The sequence below is a fragment of the Variovorax boronicumulans genome (assembly GCF_009811375.1).
GTDB classification, from domain to species: Bacteria; Pseudomonadota; Gammaproteobacteria; order Burkholderiales; family Burkholderiaceae_C; genus Variovorax; species Variovorax boronicumulans.
Map to the genome: position 1 here is coordinate 1500594 of NZ_BKDH01000001.1, position 20074 is coordinate 1520667.

Annotated in this window: 14 protein-coding genes; 9 read left to right on the top strand and 5 right to left on the bottom strand. The window is 64.2% G+C overall.

What is annotated here, in order from left to right; all coding sequences use genetic code 11:
• Window positions 1-6 precede the first annotated feature (6 nt).
• On the top strand, window positions 7-996 hold the full coding sequence (locus VHAB30_RS06840) for a type II secretion system F family protein (RefSeq protein WP_159276275.1): 990 nt from the start codon (window positions 7-9) through the stop codon (window positions 994-996).
• A 12-nt stretch (window positions 997-1008) separates the two neighbouring features.
• Entirely contained in the window at window positions 1009-1926 is a 918-nt protein-coding gene (locus tag VHAB30_RS06845; RefSeq protein ID WP_159276276.1) for a type II secretion system F family protein, read from the top strand.
• A gap of 42 nt (window positions 1927-1968) precedes the next feature.
• Here VHAB30_RS06845 and VHAB30_RS06850 read toward each other — a convergent pair whose 3' ends face one another.
• The 5 genes from VHAB30_RS06850 to VHAB30_RS06870 form a co-directional block, all read right to left on the bottom strand.
• Window positions 1969-2664, bottom strand: coding sequence for a response regulator (locus VHAB30_RS06850; protein ID WP_159276277.1), 696 nt, complete (start codon window positions 2662-2664; stop codon window positions 1969-1971).
• A gap of 32 nt (window positions 2665-2696) precedes the next feature.
• On the bottom strand, window positions 2697-4382 hold the full coding sequence (locus VHAB30_RS06855) for a sensor histidine kinase (RefSeq protein ID WP_159276278.1): 1686 nt from the start codon (window positions 4380-4382) through the stop codon (window positions 2697-2699).
• 348 nt (window positions 4383-4730) lie between these two features.
• Window positions 4731-5882 (bottom strand): calcium:proton antiporter, encoded by a 1152-nt coding sequence (locus tag VHAB30_RS06860; RefSeq protein ID WP_159276279.1) that lies wholly within the window; start codon window positions 5880-5882, stop codon window positions 4731-4733.
• Between the two features lie 8 nt (window positions 5883-5890).
• Window positions 5891-6073 carry a hypothetical protein gene (locus VHAB30_RS06865; RefSeq protein ID WP_159276280.1) on the bottom strand — a complete coding sequence of 61 codons (183 nt, stop codon included), beginning with the start codon at window positions 6071-6073 and terminating at the stop codon, window positions 5891-5893.
• On the bottom strand, window positions 6070-6279 hold the full coding sequence (locus VHAB30_RS06870; protein WP_159276281.1) for a hypothetical protein: 210 nt from the start codon (window positions 6277-6279) through the stop codon (window positions 6070-6072). The genes VHAB30_RS06865 and VHAB30_RS06870 overlap by 4 nt, the downstream gene beginning before the upstream one ends.
• A 468-nt stretch (window positions 6280-6747) precedes the next feature.
• On the opposite strand from VHAB30_RS06870, the gene VHAB30_RS06875 reads away from it, so the two are divergent.
• From VHAB30_RS06875 to VHAB30_RS06905, 7 genes are all read left to right on the top strand, one after another.
• Window positions 6748-6972 carry a hypothetical protein gene (locus tag VHAB30_RS06875; protein WP_159276282.1) on the top strand — a complete coding sequence of 75 codons (225 nt, stop codon included), beginning with the start codon at window positions 6748-6750 and terminating at the stop codon, window positions 6970-6972.
• Window positions 6973-7263: 291 nt separating this feature from the next.
• Complete coding sequence (locus VHAB30_RS06880) at window positions 7264-9783, top strand: type VI secretion system Vgr family protein (RefSeq protein WP_159276283.1); 2520 nt, start codon at window positions 7264-7266, stop codon at window positions 9781-9783.
• A 107-nt stretch (window positions 9784-9890) separates the two neighbouring features.
• Window positions 9891-10895 carry a DUF4123 domain-containing protein gene (locus VHAB30_RS06885; RefSeq protein WP_159276284.1) on the top strand — a complete coding sequence of 335 codons (1005 nt, stop codon included), beginning with the start codon at window positions 9891-9893 and terminating at the stop codon, window positions 10893-10895.
• Window positions 10896-10898: 3 nt separating this feature from the next.
• The gene (locus VHAB30_RS06890) at window positions 10899-14195 is read left to right on the top strand and encodes a metallophosphoesterase (RefSeq protein ID WP_159276285.1); all 3297 of its coding nucleotides are present in this window, start codon (window positions 10899-10901) and stop codon (window positions 14193-14195) included.
• 86 nt (window positions 14196-14281) lie between these two features.
• A complete protein-coding gene (locus VHAB30_RS06895; RefSeq protein WP_159276286.1) occupies window positions 14282-15490 on the top strand; it encodes a hypothetical protein in 1209 nt (402 codons plus the stop codon).
• Window positions 15491-15508: 18 nt separating this feature from the next.
• On the top strand, window positions 15509-16810 hold the full coding sequence (locus VHAB30_RS06900) for a hypothetical protein (protein ID WP_159276287.1): 1302 nt from the start codon (window positions 15509-15511) through the stop codon (window positions 16808-16810).
• A gap of 89 nt (window positions 16811-16899) precedes the next feature.
• On the top strand, window positions 16900-20067 hold the full coding sequence (locus VHAB30_RS06905; RefSeq protein ID WP_216850699.1) for a type VI secretion system Vgr family protein: 3168 nt from the start codon (window positions 16900-16902) through the stop codon (window positions 20065-20067).
• The last annotated feature ends 7 nt before the right edge of the window (window positions 20068-20074 follow it).

Genomic DNA, 20074 nt, shown 5'->3' on the forward strand with positions numbered 1-20074 from the left:
CGCGCCATGTTCGACAACCTGGGGGGTGACACGCTGATCACGGTCACGGTGCTGGTCTTCGTGACCGCGCTGCTCATGATCGAGGGGTTCTACCTGTTGTGGCGGTCCTACAAGGGGCCCGACGCACGCAAGATCGAGAAACGGCTGCAGGCGATGTCCGCCGCGGTCGACCGCACGCCGCAGGCGCATCTCGCCAAGGAACGCATGCTCAGCGACGTGCCCTGGATGCAGCGCCAGTTGCTGGCGCTGCCGCGGGCGCACCGGCTGGACCGCTTCATCCTGCAGGCGGGGCTGGAGTGGACGGTGTCGAGCTTTCTGCTGGCCTGCGGTGCGCTCGGCGTGTTCGCGTTCTTCGCCGTGTGGCTGGCGCACCAGCCCGCGTGGCTGGCGCTGCTGGCCGGGGCCGTGGCGGCGGCGCTTCCCGTGCTGTACCTGCAGCGTCAGCGCAGCCGCCGGCTCGAGCGCCTCGAAAAGCAGCTGCCCGACGCGCTGGACCTCGTGACACGCGCCCTGCGCGCGGGCCACTCCTTTGCCAGCGGCGTGCAGATGATCGGCGAGGAAATGCCCGACCCGATCGCGACCGAGTTCCGCTTGGTGGCCGACGAAGTGAATTTCGGCGTCTCGCTGCAGCAGGCGCTGACCAACCTCAGCGAGCGCGTGCCGCTCACCGACCTGCGCTACTTCGTGGTGTCGGTGCTGATCCAGCGCGATTCGGGCGGCAACCTGACCGAGGTGCTGGGCAACCTGAGCCGGCTCATCCGCGCGCGCTTCAAGCTGCTGGCGCGGGTGCGGGTGCTGTCGTCGGAAGGGCGGCTGTCGGCCTGGATCCTGGGCGTCATGCCGTTCGCGCTGGCGGCGCTCATGAACCTCTTCAATCCCGAGTTCATGGCGCCGCTGTGGACCGACACGATCGGCCAGACGGTGCTGCGCTACATGCTGGTGCTGATGCTGGTGGGCATCGTGCTGCTGCGCAAGATCGTGAAGATTCGCGTCTGAAGGAGAAGCGTCATGGCCATGCTGTTTCCCGTCCTGGTTTTTCTGTCCGTGTCGCTGGCCGTCATCGGCCTGGCGGTGTGGTTGTCCCCGTCGCGCGCCGCGCAGCGGCTGCAGGCGGTGGCGTTGCCGTCCGGCAAGTCGGCCTGGACCGAGACCGCCGTCAAGCTGGTCGGTCCGTTCGCGCACCTGTCGTCGCCGACCGGCGATGCCGACCTGTCGCCGCTGCGCGTGCGTTTCCTGAACGCCGGCATCCGCCATCCGGATGCGTACCTCGTCTATTTCGGCGTGAAGACGCTGTTGCCGCTGGGCTTGGCTGGGCTCGCGTTCCTCGCGCTGCGCGCGGCAGGGTCGGAGGGCGGCATGACCATGATGCTGTGGCTCGCGCTGGCGGCGCTGGCCGGCTGCTACCTGCCCAACGCGCTGTTGCACCTGCGCATCCGCGCGCGGCGCCGCGAGATCTTCGAGAACTTTCCCGATGCCGCCGACCTCATGCTGGTGTGCGTGGAGGCGGGGCTCGGACTGGACGCCGGGCTGGCCAAGGTCACCGAGGAAATCCAGATCAAGAGCCAGGCGCTCGCGCAGGAGCTGCACTGGACCAACCTGGAAATGCGCGCCGGCGGCACGCGCGAGAAGTCGTTGCGCAACCTGGCGCTGCGCACGGGCGTGGAAGAAATAGGCACCTTCGCCACCATGCTGTCCCAGGCGGACCGCTTCGGCACCAGCATCGGAGAGTCGCTGCGCGTGTTTTCGGACGACCTGCGCCACAAGCGCCAGGTGCGCGCCGAGGAGCTGGCGGCGAAGGTGCCGACCAAGATGCTGCTGCCGCTGGTGCTGTGCATCTTCCCGTGCATCTCGCTCGTGATCCTCACGCCGGCGGCGATCCGCGTGATCCGGATGATCGGGCCGATGCTGAGCGGCGGGCAGCTGTGAGGGAGCGCGCACGCGGCGCGCAGCACGCGCCGCCGCAGCGCTTCAGGAGGCCAGCGCGTCGAGCTGGTGCTTGATCGCGTAGATGTACAGCTCGAGCCGGTTCGTGACGCCCAGCTTCTGGTAGATCGCGCACAGGTGGTTGCGCAGCGTGTGCTCGGTGACGAAGGCACGCTCGGCGAGCGCCTTGTTGGAGGCGCCGCAGCCCGTCGCGACGATGCGGATGATCTCGCGCTCCTTGTGCGTCAGCGTGGCCTGGCGCGCGGTGTCGGGGTCTGCCTTCGGCGGCTTCCTGGCCGACGTGAGTTCGGAGAAGACACGGCCCATGGTCTGCGCGTCGACGCACAGCTCGCCACGGAACACGCGCTCGATGGCGTCGAGCAGCTGCTGCGCCGAGGCGTCCTTGCCCACCACGCCGCGCGCGCCGCGCAGTATGGCCAGGTCGAGCGTGCGTTGTTCTTTCTCGGCCGTCAGCACCATCACGCGCGACACCTCGTTGGCCAGCAGCCGGGGCAGGATGTCCAGCGCGCTGTGGCCGTCCAGGTCGAGGTCGAGCACGATGACGTCGGGTGCGAGGCTTTGCGCCGTGGCCACCGCCTCGTCGCAACAGCTGGCCGTGCCGACCACCTTCATGCGTGGCTGCTCGCCGTCGATCAGCTTCGACAGGCCCCACAGCATGGTCTTGTGGTCGTCCACGAGCAGCACGGCAATGGGATGGTCGGGATGGTCGAGGGTTTGCATGACGGACTCCTTCCTGTGTCTGCGGCGGGCGGTCAGATCGGGATTTCGATCCGTACCGCCGTGCCGCCGTTTGCGCATCGGTCGACATGCGCCTGGCCGCCCAGGGCCGCGGCGCGCTCGGTGAGAGAGCGGGGGTGGAAGGCGGTGAAGCTTTCCTGGCAGGCGTCGTTCTCGATGCACAACGCCAGCTGGCCGTTCTTGCAGTCGATGCGCACGCTGCCGTGGCGCGCATGGGTGTGCTTGCAGATGTTGTTCAGCCCTTCGCTGACCATCTGCAGCAGCTCCGCGGTCACGCGGTCGTCCAGGTGCAGCGGGCCGTCGATGGCCATCACGATGTCGATGTCGATGCCGTACAGGCCCTTGATCCGCGCGGCCTGGCGTTCCAGGTGGGGCCGCACGAGCCCGCCGGGATCGTTCGTGCCGTGCCTGACTTCGCCGGCGTAGCGGCGCAGGTCGGCGATCACGCCGTCGGCCACGTCCGCGAGCTTGTCCAGGTCTTCGCGCAGCGGGTTGTCGGCGGCGGCCCGCTTGCGCAGCGCGCACAGGCCCATGCGCAGGCCGATGTAGGGTTGGATGGCGGTGTCGTGCAGGTTGAGCGCGATCTTCAGGCGCTCCGTCGACGCGGCTTCCGAGGCCATGCGGTCGAGCACCTCGATGGTCTCGATGACGGGGAAGATCTGTTCCATGAGGTGGGCGAGGAACAGCGCGTCGGACTTGCCCAGCCGCCCGTCGCGCGACGAGATGAACACCCGGCCTTCGCCCAGGCGCATCGGCAGCGGCGCGCTGATGAAGGCCCGCGCCTCCAGCAGGGCGGCGATGGTGGTGCAGTGCGCCGCGCCGGCTTCGTCGGCGCTGCGCCAGGCGGTCGTGCCGGCTTCGAAGACACGGTGCTGCGCGCGCAGGTGGTTCAGCGGCCAGGGCAGGCGGCTGCTCAGCACGACGCTGTCGGGCGCCAGGGCCATGAGCGGCGATTCCGCGAGGCGGCCGATGGTCTCGATGCTCACCTGCTCGCAGGTGTCGTCCTCGCGCAGCGTGCGCAGCAGCCAGGTGCCGGTGGCGAGGTCGCGCGTCAGCAGGATGCAATGGCTGGCCCGGAAGAAGGCCAGCGTGCGCTCCATCGTGCGGGCGATGGTGCGTCCGGCGCCGAAGCGCGGGTTCGACAGCTGGCTCACGTCGCCCAGCAGCGCCAGGCGCCGTTGCAGCGCCAGCTTGGAGCCGCCCCAGTACACGATCATGTGCCCGAGCGCCAGCAGGAAGGCGGTGCGCATCAGCAGCTGCGACGTGTCGCCCGTGCACGTGGCCAGCCCGCAGGCGGTGAACGAGGCGACCGAGGCGATCGTCACGCGGGCGCCTTCCTCGAAGCCCCAGCGGAACGAGGAGGTGAGGATGGCGAAGAAGTAGAAAAGGAAGAACAGGCTGTGGGTGCCGTCGGTCACCGCCACGATCAGCGTGAACCACAGCACGTCGGACCAGTGGATGGTCCGGCCCTGGAAGTAAGGCCGGCCCACCGCCGTGCAGACGTGGATCAGCAGGCTGTGAAGGATGTAACCGAGGAAGGCCAGCCAGACCGTGGCGGGAACCTGGTTGTGGCTATCGGCGGCGTCGACCGTGATCGCCAGCAGGGCCGAGATCGACAGCACGAGGCGCATGCGTCCCACCATGAGCGCATCCGCCGCCAGGCTGGCGTCGATGCTGGGGGCGGAGCCGCGCACTTGCATGGGGATGCATCCTGTGCATGGACCATGTCAGGCACCGCGAGAGATCGCGGTACGGACGGAAGCGCTTGGCAGTGACAGTTTGGAATACATTTTTCTTGCCAGAGACCACAACGTGTGACGAGTTCACATTACTACTTTGGTGTTCAGATGCAATTGAAATCTTGTTCCATTAACATTTAGTAACTATATTTGCATTAGATTTCATGCGGATAAATGGGCCACTGCACGAGGGGGGCGAGAGGTCGTGGCGCCGGCAGGGGAGGCCCCGGAGAGGGTGAGGTACCTCAACGGGGGCGTCCGCCCGCCTTGGCAAAGGCGCAGGCCGCGGTGTAACCCGGTTGCGCGGCCTCAGGGCAGGAACAGCAGCATCCCGTACACCGCAAACAGCATCAGGTGCATGAGCCCCTGGATCGGCGAGGTGCGCTGCCCGTTGAAGCTCAGCAGGCTCAGCACCGCCGTCACCGCGAACAGCAGGGTTTCCGCGCCCGAGATGCCCATGAGCACCTGCTTGCCCGTGACCAGCCCGATGACCAGCACGGCCGGCACCGTGAGCCCGACGGTGGAGACGAAGGCGCCCAGGCACAGGTTGATGGCGCGCTGCATCTCGTTGTTCATCGCGGCGCGCACGGCGGTGATCGACTCGGGCGTGAACACGATGATGGCGATGAGCACGCCGCCCACCGCCGCGGGCGCGCCGGCCGCGGCAATGCCGTAGTCGGTGACCACCGCAAGGTAGTGCGCGAGTAGCACGATGGGCAGGATCATCGCGAGCAACAGCAGCGAGCGAACGACCACGGCGCGCTTGTCCAGGGCTTCGTGACGGGCCTGCACCGCAGGCGAGGGCGCGACCGCCCGCACCGACATCCGCCCCGGCGCCGGCTGGATGAAGAAGCGCTGGTGGCTGCGCATCTGCATCCAGAGGAACGCGCCGTACAGCACGGCCGTGAGCACCGACATGCCGATCGCCTGCACCGGCGTGAACTCGCCCGCGCCCGAGGTGTGGTTGGGCAGCACCAGCGCCGTGCCGGTCAGCAGCACGATCATCGACAGGTAGGCACCGGCGCCCTGGGCGTTGTATTCCTGGTCGCCGTGGCGCGCCGCGCCCGCGATCAGGCAGATGCCGATGACGAGGTTCAGGATGATCATCATCACGGCGAAGATCGAGTCGCGCCCGATGGTCGGAAACTCGCCCGGGCCCAGCAGCACCGAGGCGATGAGGATCACCTCGATCGACACGATCGAGAGCGTCAGGATCAGCGTGCCGTACGGCTCGCCCAGCTGGTGCGCCAGGTGGTCCGCCTCGCGCACCACGCCGAACGAGGCGGCCAGGATGGTGACGAACAGCGCCAGGAAGACGCAGCCGGCCACCACGGGGCTGATCGGCGCGGCCAGCCAGCGGTCGCCGAAGGCCACGAAGAGCCCGACCACGAGCCAGGCGGCGGCGATCAGGGCCCAGGTGGCGGGCGGCACGAGGCGGGTGGGGGAGGGTGTTGTTGTCATGGGCGTTGTCACTCCGACATCAAGAGGGAAGCCAGGGCCAAGAGGCCGCTGCCGGCGAGGCTCAGCCCGCTCGCGGTCCACAGGGCCTTCACGTCGCGCGGTTCGCAGCCTTCGCGGCGCGCATGCCATGCAGCGTAGGCCAGGGCCACCGCCATGGTCAGCGCGGGCCAGTGCAGATCAAGACCGTTCATCGCGCGGCCCCCGATGCGGCGCGTGCGCGCGGGCATTCGGCGCGGTAGGACAGCCGGGTCGCGCCCGTGCGCACGTGCAGGCGCACGGCGCCGAGCGTCAGCCGGAAGGCGTCCGGCACGGTGGCGCGAGCGCGAGCGCGAGGAAGGCGGAAACGGGAGAAGAAGCGTTGCGCGGCGAGGCGCCAGGAAGGGAGCAGTGCGGCCATGTCGAAACTTCGCGAGAAGTCAGGAAAGGGCCGTCCCTTGCAAGGTGAAGGTGCAAGACCGAGGTCGTCCTCGGCCCGGTTCGCGCATGGCGCGCGAACAAAAAAATGATAGCAGGGAAATCGGAGCCGACGCCCTCAGCCCCCGCGTGCGCGCACCTGGGCCGCGTGCAGGAGGCGGGCGCTGTCCACCTTCTGCTTGGACAGGAGCCGCATCCTGCTGCAGCTCGAGCAACGGTACAGGCGCAGCCAGGGCAGCAGGCGCATCCACCCTCTGCGCGGCTGGCGGTCCATGTCCTGAAGGTGGCAGGGGCAGGCGGAAACCGAATGAGTCGACGACATTTGTCAGAGTGACCGTGCTGTCCAGATCCCACCCTGACCAAGCTCTGCGGCTCTTCGGCTACTGGGAATTGAAAGTATTCATTCTTACGACAAATGTAAACAAGCACACTCACCTGTTCTGGGTATTCGGTGGACTTCCCCCGCGTGCTTGCCGGCGCGCCACTGGCAGCAGTTCGCATTGCAAAACGCGTTGAAAGTGTGGAGCGCCCCCTTGCGCAACACGTTCTCGTGCGCATCGAGGTCGTGTACAGCTGTCGCTACCAACACGCCCCGCTTTTACAAATTCGGCGAATTAGAAAGTTTGAACTTTTGGCTCAATTTATTTTTCATTTCCATGAATTGCCATCGGTTTGATCTCACACCTTAACAAGGCGTCATTTAAATCGGAGGCAGCCCGTTGCTCGATTGGAAAACGAATGGATTACTCTCAGTTCTCCAGCGCAAACTCCTCTGGCACGCGTGAGAAAATAGAGATCAAATAGAAAGAAAATTAACCTTCACATGATCAGGTAGGGAGCGTGCCTGATGTATTTGGATGCAATTGAGAAAGGCGCGTGATTGCGCGCCTTTCTTGAAAAAAGAATCAAAAGGGGGAGTCCGCGTGAACCACATCGTGGCGAGATTGTTCTTGCACGGTCGCATCCGATGAGCGACCCGTCGAGCCCTCATCTCGCGGAGCTTGTCGCCGACCGGCAGCACAACCGGCTGCTGCGACTGTCGTTCCCCCAGGGCGGGGAGCCCGCAGGTGGCGACCTCGTGGTCAACACACTCTCTGCGTCCGAAGGCCTGTCGCGCGACTTCGATTTCACGGTCGGGCTCCTGAGCAGCAATGCCGATCTGGCACTCAAGGACCTGCAGGGCAAGATGCTTTGCATCGAGCTGGTGCGCCCCGACGGAACGCTTCGCTATTTCACCGGCATCGTCTTCGAGTTCCGGCTCGTGCGCACGGACGGCAACCTGGCCTTCTATGAAGCCAGGCTCGGCCCGTGGTTGAAGTACCTGCGGCTGCGCGCGAACAATCGCCTCTTCCATCGCCAGACGCTGCGCGCGCAGACCGAGGCCATCTTCGGCGACTACGGCGTGCTGCCCCAATGGGAGTGGCTCGTTCGCGGCGACGACGCACCTCACACGATGGCCGTGCAGGGCGGCGGGGCTGGTGGTGAGACCGACCATAACTACCTGCACCGGCGCTGGGAGGCGGCGGGCTACAGCTACTGGTACGAGCATTCGGCCGAGGGTCACATCCTGCATGTATGCGACGACAGCACGCTTGCCAAGGCCGTGGACGGTTCGGTGCCGGAGATTCGGTTCCAGGACGAAGGTGGCGCGCAAGAAGAGGATGGCATCGGCCAGTGGAGTGCGGTGCGCGAGCTGGTCTCGGCGCAAGCAGCCGTCAGCGCCTTCGACTTCAAGAACGCGCGTCCGCAGCATGCCTCTATGCCCAGTAACAACCAGCAGGGGGATGTGCCTCACCTGGAGGTGCATGAGTACGGTGGCGCGCGTCACTTCAAGACGTCGCTCGAAGGCGAAGGTGTGGCACGTCGGCGCATCGGCGAGATCGAGGCGAAGGCCAAACGCTTCGAGGCGCAGGGCAACAATCGATTCGTGCTGCCCGGGCGCTGGTTCCGGTTGACCGACCACTTCGGACGCACGCAAGGCGAAAGCTCTGAAAGCGAATTCCTCGTCCTTTCGGTGGAGCATCGCGCGAGCAACAACTACCTGCAGGAGCCCGCCACCGCGGAGGACAAAACCAAGGGGTCGCGGGCCGAGTACAGGAACAGTTTCGTCTGCAGCCGCCGCTTCGTTCCCTGGCGCCCCGGTCGCGGCTTTCACAGCACGGAGCAGCGCGTGATGGCGCCACAGACGGCGACCGTGGTGGGGCCGTCCGCCGAGGGCAGCATCCACACCGACGAGTACGGCCGTATCCGGGTGCAATTTCACTGGGACCGCGAAGGCCAGAGCGACGAACGCAGCTCCGCTTGGGTGCGTGTGATGAGCCCCTGGGCGGGTGGAGAGACGGGCGCCGTCTCCACGCCCCGCGTCGGCTCGGAAGTCATCGTGCAATGCCTGGACGGCAACCCCGACCACCCGATCGTCATGGGTGTGGTCTACAACGCGCAGCGCATGCCGCCGTGGAAGCTGCCCGAGCAAAAGGCCCTGACCGGACTCAGAAGCCGTGAACTCGCAGGCGCCAGCGGTAACGAGGCCGGCGGCAAGAGCAACCACCTGCTGCTGGACGACACCGAAGGCAAGATCCAGGCACAGCTCAAGAGCGACCATGACAGCAGCTCCCTGAGCCTGGGGCACATCACGCGCATCGAAGACAACACCGGACGCAAGGACGCCCGAGGCCAGGGCTTCGAGCTGCGCACGGACGGCCACGGCGCCATCCGGGCCCAGGACGGGCTCCTGATCAGCACCGAGGCGCGTGCCAACGCGCAGGCTCACATCACCGACATGGGCGAGACGGTGCAGCGCCTGACCCAGGGACGGGAGCTGCACGAGGGCTTGAGCGAAGCGGCGCAACAGGCCAAGGCACACGAGGCCGGCGACCAGGACGAGGTGACCCAAAGCCTGAAGGCGCAGAACGATGCGATCAAGGGCTCGGGCAGCGGCAACAAGGCCGAGGGCGAGTTCCCCGAACTCAACGAGCCGCATGTGGTGCTGGCCAGCCCTTCGGGGATCGAGGCCACCACGGGTGGTTCGATTCATCTGGTGAGCACCGAGCACCATGCGATCACCAGCGGGGCGCACACCAGCATTGCGGCGGGCAAGAGCTTGCTGGTCAGTGCCAAGGACGCGGTGCGCATCGCAGCCTTCGAGAAAGGCATGCGGCTCATCGCCGCCAATTCCGACATCGACATCCAGGCCCTGAAGGACAACATCAACATCCTGGCCAAACTGGACGTCAAGGCCGAAGCCAACAAGATCACGATCACGGCCAAGGAAGAAGTGATCATCAACGGCGGTGCCAGCTACACCCATTGGAACGGAGCAGGCATCGAGAACGGCACCAAGGGCATCTGGCGCGAGCACGCGGCTTCCCACATCACGACGGGCCCTAAGAACCTGCCGGTGCCGGAGATGCATTTACCTCAAGCCGTGTGCAAAGAGTGCATGGCAAAGGCTGCAGCGCGCGCTGCCGCAGTGGCACCTCGGCAGTGACCGTGTCAGCGTATCCAACCCAACAAGCGACGCCGGTCGACGGCGGTCTGCAGCCGCACGAGCCCGCGGCGTTCAACAAGGAAGTCGCGCAGACACTGGTGCATGACATGGGTGTGCTGCTGGCCTGCAGTGCGAGCATGCCGCGCTATGCGTTGGTCGAACTCGGCCAGTGCGAGATGGCCGATCGCGGGGCCATTGCCCTCGGTGTCCAAACGCATGGGCTGGAGGTGGAGCGCTTGTTTGAAGGCACGCCCGAATCCGAACTGGCCGATCAGGGGCCATGGCTGATCCGGTTTCCGGTACAGCCTTCGGGCACTCTGCTGGAGACGCTGGCCCTGCATGCGGGCGTTCATCATGCGTTGAGCATGGTGGCCTCACCCCTGGCGTTGGGCGATCTGGCGAACCACATGAGAAGCTGGTTGGAAGGCCTGATTCCGCCGGACCCGATGATCGAAGGCGACGAATCCTGCGGTGCCGTGCTGCGTTGGTTTGACCCACGCATCGGGCTGGACATGCCCGGCTGCTGGCCTGCAGCGGATCGCCAGCAATTCATGCAGGCATTTCGTTGGTGGGCCGCTTGGCGTGCCGATTTCTCACCGCGCTTGATGCAGGGGCCCAGTTTCAACAGGGCAGCCCCGCGCGCCGAGCCGCTGCCGCTTGACCAGACGCTGCTGCTGGCACTCGACCAACTCAACACGGCAGAAACCATGCTCGCTTCCGTGCGTGAAAACGACATCGAGCCCGGTGAACTCGATCACATGGCGCCGGCGTTGCAACACCGCCTGGCGCATCAGTTGCGTGACGATGCCCGGCGTCTTGGCTTGGAGGACTGGGCCGATCAATACATGTTGCTGGCCATGGGGTTGCGCCTGCACCCCGACATTGCCGATGCACAGGCACTGCAACCCATCCTTGCCGCGGCGGCAACCGGCGAGCGGGGCCTCGGTGCCGCCATCGCGGACATCGACAACGCGGTATGGCAAGACCTGGTCGAAGAGGCGCCGCAGGTGCTTGCGCTGCATTCGCACGCACTGCTCGAACCCCTGCGCCAACGACGTCTCGCTGCCGTATCCGCACACCCCTTTCACATCCCGCGCACCGAAGTTCGCTGAATCATGGCCACCGTTCCCAACCTCGGCAGCAGCGCTGCCAACGCGCAATCCGCCAAGAACCGCATCCCGGGCGTTTGTGATTGCAGTGACCCGGTCGACAAATCGGCGCTCATCCTTTATCCGAGCCTGGGAACGCCGTTGCTGCTCAAAGAAGGGCAGACCAAGTGCAGCATCTTCATCGTCGGCGAGTCGAGCTTGAAGGCGGCCTCGGGTGCAGGCGGCCTCGTCCCCGCGCCTGCGCCCAACCTGCATGTCTTCGTCGACCGCCATTTGCGGCTTTACTCCATCAAGGAGAAGGGCACCCAGACCGACACGACCACCGGCACGCTGTTTGGCGATGGCAATACCTGTGCAACGGCTCCGCAGCACATCAAGGCCTGGCGGGTCGGCCTCTTCGGAGCGGGGGTACTCATCAAGGATCGCCATCGGCGGCCTTTTGCCACCATCGCACCGATGGCGGCCCAGGTCTACAAGGATCTGCAAGGCGGGGACATCTACGAGATCGAGATCGATCTGAAGGCCGCGCCGTTCCAGGGCATCAATTCGGGCAGCTTCATGAGCTTTGCCTGGATGGTCAAGCTCAACGACGCCGGCAAGCAGCTCCTGCCCAACGCCACGCACGCCGAGCCGCAGGACCTGATGATTGCCAAGTTCCTGCGCGAGCAATCCACCAAGGACCCTTTTCACTTCGCGAACCTCCACGAGTTCGACCTGTCCAAGGGCGCCCGCACCACGGCCAACCAGTTGCCGCCGCAAGAAACCGGTGCAGGCAAACGCCTGCAAAGCTGGCACCCCGTGAAGTACATGCCCGCGCGTCCGTTGAAGCTGGGCCACCTGTCCGACGTGCACGTGAATGTTCGCCATACCGCGATGGGCAAGAGCATGGCTCAGGTGCTCGAAGGCGATGTGGCCGACGTGAAATGGAACACGCCAGTCGGCACCAAGGTGTGCAACAGCTTCGATGCGCTGCGCGCGTTGTTCGAGAAGATGGCTTTGGGTGGCGACAAGATCGAGAAGGCCGATGCGGTGCTGCTCACCGGCGACCTGATCGATTTCAACCGCAACCTCAACCCGGCGCAGGTCGCTGCAGGAAAAGCGACGGGCAACAAGGCCATCGGCGAGCAATGGAAAAGCTTCAACCTGCTGGCGAACATCGATGACCCGGCCACCGGCAAGAGGCTGTACCCGCGCGGGCTGGACGACATGCTCGTGTTCAGCCTGGTCCGTGAGATGTACCGCAAGTACAGCCTGCCCATCTTCATGACCAGCGGCAACCATGAGGCGTACCAGGTGCCCTACGGCATCAGTGCGCGGGTGGAGGCCGGAGACATGGCCAACTGGGCATTCAAGCTCGGCGTGCTGGAAACCGCGGCCGACCCCGCGAAACGCAGCGAGATTGCCAGGGCCGCGGTCACTGGCAGTGGCGGTGCCTTGCGCGATCGAGCGGGGACCGTCGTCGACAAGGTATCTGGCTGGTTCAAATCAGCCACCGGCGTTTCTCCAAGCGAGGCGGCAGGTCGGGGCGTAGAAGGTGTCGAGCAGGTCGCCCGCGCTGCCGAGGACAGGCTGGGTGGCCTCAACGAAGGTCTCTCGAAGGCGCTCAAGACGGCACGCGGCACCCTGGACGGCAGCGAACTTGCAGAGCACCGCAAGCAGATCGAAGCGGCCAGCGACTGGACCCGCGGCAAAGCCAATGAAGGGATGAGTCGTGACCACAACATGACCATCTACGAAGCCTGCCTGGCATATGGTCCAACCTACGGGCAGGCTCTGACGGGATTCAATTTCCACAGTGGTCAGTTCGATTGGTTCTACGCGCTGTTCACGCCGTTGGCCGATGTGGTGGTCGCCTATGGTGCCCAGAGCGACGATGACAGTGCGGCAGGAACCCTCCAGGTCATTGCGCCGATGGGTTGGGGCACCGACGAAAACTTCAAGAATCTGGGCGAACTGGTCGACCCCGCCAAATTGCCACATATGGAAGACTTCGGCGGTGTTGACAGGCAAGGCGCGGGCATCTTGCCGCGTGCCACAGAGTCGTGGAGCACAGCGCAATTCGAGTTGCTCTCCCAGGCTCAAAAGTACAAGGCTGCCGGCAGCAAAACAAGCCTTACGGTAGCCAGCCACTTCACCATCGTGAGCTTTGATGAGCCACAGCCGTACAGCAACGTGAAGAAGAGGTTGGTCAAGGCGCGCTTGTGGCCGCACAACAGCGCCACCGGCCTGCCGGATGAGCCCGCGGGTTTCAACCACGTCAATGTGGGGACCTGCGAGCGAGGGCTTGCCCACTACTTTGAACACTACGTGCGCGCGGGCCGGCGCAGACCCAAGGGTGGTGCACAGGTCGACTGGCATTTGTCAGGCCATAGCCATCGCAGCGGCGTCTATCAGGTCGAGTGGCAAAGCGACGGGCCGGATACCAAGCCCTACATCCAGGTCGTATCGGCCAAGGACCCGGGGATTCACGAGGTGCAGACCGTTCCCGCCGATACGCAGACGGCCCTGATCGTCAGCAGTTGCGGTGGTCCGATTGGCTATCAGAACCTGGATGGTGAGCTCAGCGCATGGACAGGGCGGCCACCTGCGGGCACCTTGCTGGAGCCGGCCACAGGCAAGATCAACCAGGTCAGTACGCGCCGCTGCCGCATCGAGGACGGTAAGGCATACAACGAGAAGCCAAGGCTGTGCGTGGCGCTGGACTACCTGCATGTAATGAGCGGCCTGCCGGCGAAGGGCAACATCGACAAGCCGCTCGAGTTTGGCGACATTCCTCAGTTCGCGATGGGCAACACGCAGATCCCGCTTCGACTGAGTCGACAGATGAAAAAGCTCAACTGCATCGTGAGCTTGACACTGTGGGTGTTTGAGGGCGGAAAGGATTCCGAGAAGAACGACGTTCGCAAATGGCATCGCGTTGACACAAAGCTGGACACGCTTGGCTCTCCCGGCAACGCGACGGTCAGCAACGAAGGAATGGCGGCACTCTCAAGAGCCTTTGCAACAGGTGTCGTGGGCAAGCAGGCCGATTCGGCATTCCGGCGCATCCAGGCGACCTTCTGTGAGGTGGGGCTGCGAAAGCCTGAACCGATGAAAGCAGGCGAAGACTGGGCCCTGCACATGCAATGCACCGATCCATGGGTTTTTCCGATCGCTGTGGTGAGCACGAACGCAGGGAGAACGATGGCCGGTCTTGGCCGTGTCGGAGGAGAGAAGGGGGAGGTGCCGGATTGGTATTTCCTGGCCGACCACTTCCCCGCCATGGGATATCCACCGCCGCTCGATGCAATCAGACCCAAGTGATCTCCTACTCAATGAATCGTCGATCCGCTCTGACTGCGCTTCCTGCGCTGTTCATTTCCTCAAGCCCACTCTTGACCGCTTGCAACATGGCTACGTCCAAAAAGAACATCCGCGAGTTTGGAAAGATCTTTCACTACCTCAAGGACCCAGAGCTTCGAAAAAAGGAAATCGGAGACGCCTTACTCACCATTGAGGGCGCGGAGATCAGCGGTGAGAGTTTTCAGTACGTTGACTGGAATCACATCCTGTTCAAGAACTGCGACTTCGTCGGTGCGTATCAGATCAAGATTGGAAACTCCACGGACGTGCGGTATGAAGACTGTCGGTTCTCTGGCATCTTTGGGTACGGCAAAACCAACCGCGTTCACTTCTTGCGATGCGCATGGACGGACGGTTCCATAGGGTATGCCGGCGAAAAGAGTACGGTTCTTGTTTTTGAGTCTTGTCGGTTCGTTGGCACCAATCCCGATCGGAATCATTGGGGAGGCGTCGGCAGCGATGGCGAAGCGGAATTCATTGGCTGCACAGCAAAGTACTTTGTCATTGAAGGACACGCAAAGCTCACGCTTCGGCAATGCGAGTTTGAAGATATGAAGTGCACCCCCCGAAGCAAGGAGTCGGGCGGAGTCTTCGCCGACGTGTTGATCGAAGGCTGCAAGCTGCGTGGCGACTTCAGCATGGTGCCCGCAGACTTCCAATCCCTCACCATCCGCGACACTCTCATCGAAGGCACTTTCAACATGACAAGCGCGACGGTCAACGGCGACATCCTGATGGAGCGAGTGACTGCCGGCGTGATCCTTGGCTACGTCAAGAAAGCCAAAAGTCTTACTGTGCGAGACAGCAAGATCACAGGCAACGGTATGGATGTGTTCGAGGCCTTTGCAGGTGGGATCAGGACCATCGCGATTGAGGGAACGATCTTCGGCGTAGGCTCGATACGAGGAGGTAACGGCACCGACGGGGTCACGATCGCAGGCGGATTTTCTCTTAAGGATCCGACCCGCACCTCGAACGTCAGTCAATCTATTTTGATTCGCGATAGCAAGATTCCCCAACTGCAATCTCAGCATCTCAATACTAAAAATCTTGTACTCAGGAAGGTGGAGATTGGGGAAGCTGATTTCACGAACACTCGCGCGGAGGTGTTGGAACTGGACGATGTGAGTTTCACAAAGTCCGTGAATATGAGCGGAGCTCAGATCAAGGAGTTCAAGCAAAGCGGGATGACCGACCTAAAGAGGTTAGGCCGCAGCTTGAAGCTGGAAGGCTCCAACATCAAGCTGCCACGTTGAGGCGCGAGAAGGCTGCGAATGTCCGATCAGCGCGGTGAGAACGAATGCAAGAAGAACGGTGTCCGATCTGGGGTGTGTCGGCGGGGCACGCTCGCACTGATCGCAGTCGCGCTGATTGTTGTCGGCCCAGTGCTCTGCGGGCTCTGGATCGGGTACCGCCTCTACTACGGGCTCGGTGCCATCGGCGGGGTGCGCGGTGTGCAAATTCCCGACACCTACGATGGGCTGCTGTGGGCCGGCATGGCTGCCATCGCGTATGGCATCTGCCTCGGCGTCGTTGCGGCTCTCAACGTCAAGGCCAGGTGGGCGGCTGTCGCATTCGTTGCGGCCATCGCCTTGTTTCAGGCCTGGGGGATCGGCAACAAGCGGGCATCAGAGCAGTTCGCTGCAGAAAGACTCATGCAAGATGCAGTGGAGATCGCACCGTGGGAGGCTGCCTTTGAGCTGCAGACGTCGAAGATCCGCAAAGCAATCGATGCTGACGACCTCGGCGCACTGTCTGATGCCGGGCAAGCTTGCTTGTCCCTGTACAGCACCATACCGTCACACCTTCAGGGGCGGTTCCATTCAACCCAGTGCCGAGTGGAGGAAGGTCCTGGCGACCTGGCTTACACCGGCTTGCTCGGCGAAGCGTTCACTGCCAACGCATGGCGCGTGATGAACCACTACCTGACCCAGATCGAAGCGCAGGCGTCTGCGAGCGAGCGCCCATCCTGGCGGGGCGATTCACCTGACCTGGAGCAGCCCCACTGCGTGGTGCGGCTCGCGCAGCGGGACGATCTCACGCCATGGCTGATGCCGCCGATCGACCTGCGCCGAGTCGATCAGTTGCGAGCCGTCGGCGCCGAGGAGGAGGTTCAGAAGCCCCTGCGGACGGAAATGCTTGACGTGCTCGCCAAGCATCGGGCCCCTCCCTTTCGGGTTGGAGAGGAGGCGCTGCAACATCTTTTTGTCTATGCCCTGAGCCAGCGCCGGATGGATATTGCCCAGGCCATCCTGGAGCGGGCGAAAGGACGGTTCGGGTGGTGCGTGGGAGGAATGCGCGCCATAGATCTCGTCGCTGCGGTCGCGCCAAAAACAAGAGGGGATCCGATTTGGGCAAGGGGTGAGAGAGCGGTGTTCAGTGCCATTGCTGGCTGGCCCAAAGAAAAATGGCAGGAGACAGCAAGTGATTACCTGCGTGCTGTGAAAACCATAGATCAAAACGATGCCACACCAGACAAGCCAAATCTTGCCGAATGCCAGAAGGTCGCGGGGCGCATCGCAAGCATGAGACCTGCGAAGGAACGAAAGGCCCTCATCACGACCTGTGCGATCTGAGGCGTTGTGACGAGCATGGCAGATACCAGCAGGCCACCACCCGATGGCGGCGGTCTTCAACCAGTTTTCTTGTAAGGGAGTAGAGCCAAATGGCCGAAGGTATCCAGAGCGGAGGGGCACTTCTCGACCGCCAGCACGACCGGCTGCTGCGCCTGTCGTTTCCCCAGGGCGGCGAACCTGCGGGTGCGCGGCTGGTCATCAATCGGTTGGAGGCCAGCGAAGGCGTGTCGCGCGACTTCGAATACACGGCCGAACTGCTCTCGAGCAATGCCGACCTGGCGCTCAAGGATCTGCAGGGCAAGATGCTGTGCATCGATCTCGTGCGTGCGGACGGCAGCCTGCGCCACTTCACCGGCATCGTCTTCGCCTTCCGTCTCGTCAAGACCGACGGCAACCTTGCCTTCTACGAAGCCCGACTTGGTCCGTGGTTGAGATACCTGCGCCTGCGCTCGAACAACCGCCTGTTCCACCGCCAGAACCTGCAAGAGCAGACTCAGGCCATCTTCAACGACTACGACACCTTGCCTCAATGGAAGTGGCAAGTCCGCAGCGAAGACCTCCCCATCACCATGGCCGCCCAAGGCGGCGGTGCCCAAGGCGAGAGCGACCACAACTACCTGCACCGGCGCTGGGAAGCCGCCGGCTACAGCTACTGGTACGAACATACAGCCCAAGGCCACACCCTCGTTCTCGCAGACGACACCACACTGGCCGAAGCCGTGGACGGGGCGACGCCCGACATCCGCTTCCAGCGCGAAGGTGGCGCCCAGGAAGAAGATGCCATCCACCAGTGGAGTGCTGCACGCACCCTCGTGTCCGGGCACACGGCCGTCAGCGCCTTCGACTTCAAGAACCCGCGAGCCCAGCACGCCGATACCCCCAGCGGCAACCAGCAAGGCGACGTCCCTCAGCTGGAAGTGCACGAATACGGCGGCCACCGGCACTTCAAGACCAGCCGCGAAGGCGATGCGCTTGCCAAGCGGCGCGTCGAAGAGATCGAAGCAGTTGCGAAGCACTTCGATGCGCGCGGCAACAACCGGCAAGTACTGCCCGGGCGCTACTTTCGCCTCACCGATCACTTCGGGCGCACCCAGGGTGCAGGCCCCGAGAGCGAATTCCTGATCCTGGAGATCGAGCACAGCGCGAGCAACAACTACCTGCAAGGCGCAGGCGAGCTCGCCCAATACAGCAACCGATTCACCTGCAGCCGCCGCTTCGTCCCGTGGCGCCCCGGTCGAGGCTTTCACAGCGTGGAGCAGCGCGTCATGGCGCCGCAGACAGCGACCGTGGTGGGGCCGTCCGCCGAAGGCAGCATCCACACCGACGAGTACGGCCGTATCCGGGTGCAATTTCACTGGGACCGCGAAGGCCAGAGCGACGAACGTAGCTCCGCCTGGGTGCGTGTGATGAGCCCCTGGGCGGGTGGCGAGACGGGCGCCGTCTCCACGCCCCGCGTCGGCTCGGAAGTCATCGTGCAATGCCTGGACGGCAACCCCGACCACCCGATCGTCATGGGTGTGGTCTACAACGCGCAGCGCATGCCGCCGTGGAAGCTGCCCGAACAAAAGGCCCTCATGGGGCTCAGAAGCCGTGAACTCGCAGGCGCCAGCGGCAACGAGGCCGGCGGCAAGAGCAACCACCTGCTGCTGGACGACACCGAAGGCAAGATCCAGGCACAGCTCAAGAGCGACCACGACAGCAGCTCGCTGAGCCTGGGGCACATCACGCGCATCGAAGACAACGCAGGACGCAAGGACGCCCGGGGCCAGGGCTTCGAGCTGCGCACGGACGGTCACGGTGCGATCCGGGCCCAGGACGGATTGCTGATCAGCACCGAGGCGCGTGCCAATGCGCAGGCCCACATCACCGACATGGGCGAGACGGTGCAGCGCCTGACCCAGGGACGGGAGCTGCACGAGGGCTTGAGCGAAGCGGCGCAGCAGGCCAAGGCACACGAGGCCGGGGACCAGGACGAAGTGACCCAAAGCCTGAAGGCGCAGAACGATGCGATCAAGGGCTCTGGCGGCGGCAACAAGGCCGAGGGCGAGTTCCCCGAGCTCAACGAGCCGCATGTGGTGCTGGCCAGCCCTTCGGGGATCGAGGCCACCACGGGGGGCTCGATGCACCTGGTGAGCACCGAGCACCACGCGATCACCAGTGGGGCGCACACCAGCATTGCGGCGGGCAAGAGCTTGCTGGTCAGTGCCAAGGACGCGGTGCGCATTGCAGCCTTCGAGAAAGGCATTCGCCTGGTGGCGGCAGCGGCGGACATCGATATCACGGCCCTCAAGAGTTGCATCAATGTCATCGCCAAGCTCGACATCAAGATGGAGGCCAATCGCATCACCATCACTGCCAAGGAAGAGGTCCTGGTCAATGGCGGCACCAGCTACACGCGCTGGAACGCGAGCGGCATCGAGAGTGGCACCAATGGCATCTGGCGCGAGCATGCGGCCGTGCACAGCCTGGTCGGTCCCAACAGCAAAGGGTCGCCCAAGCTGCCGGAGCCGACTCAGCTGCCGAAAGGGCAACTGGATCTGCACAACCACTACATCAAGAGCGATGGCACGCCGCGACAGGCCGTGAAGCAGGGCGAGTACACCGTGGTGGATTCGGAAGGCGGTACCCACAGCGGCAACCTCGATGCCAAAGGTTTCGCGACGGTGTCGGGCTTGCCGATCGGTGGCGCCAAGATCACTTTTGGTCCGGACCCGCGCGATCCCTGGGACGAGGGCAGTTACTTCGGGCCACCGCACGAATGGCCACCCAAGCCGCTGGACGAGAAATCGACGACGAGCCCTGCAGGCGATGCAGGGGCCTTGCCTGCAGCGAGCCTGCTGTCGGCCAAGGGCGTTCTGGGCGGGGCCAAGGGCGCGTTGGGACAGATCGGCCAGATGGCCGGAACGGTGCAACAAGCCGTAGTGGCGGTCCAGGCCGTGCAGCAAGGCGGCGCGCAGGCATTGCTGGGACAAGTGGGGCAGTTGGCCTCTGGCGCAGCGACCCAGGCTATTGGCAAGGCCGTTGGCGGCGCGCTCGGCCCGATGGGTGCGCCTGCAGCAGGCGTGGCCGGCAGTGTGGTGGCCGGTGGCATGAATGGCGGGCTGGCGGGTGCAGCTGCCGCGGCGCAGAGCAGCGTGAGCGGTGCGGTGGCGTCGGTCGTTCCCAAGCTGCCTGGCGCATTGCCCAGCCTGCCGTCCTTGGGCGGCGCGAACCCTGCGATAGCCATGACCGGCAGAACGCCCGGCTTCGCAGGTTGATGGCGAC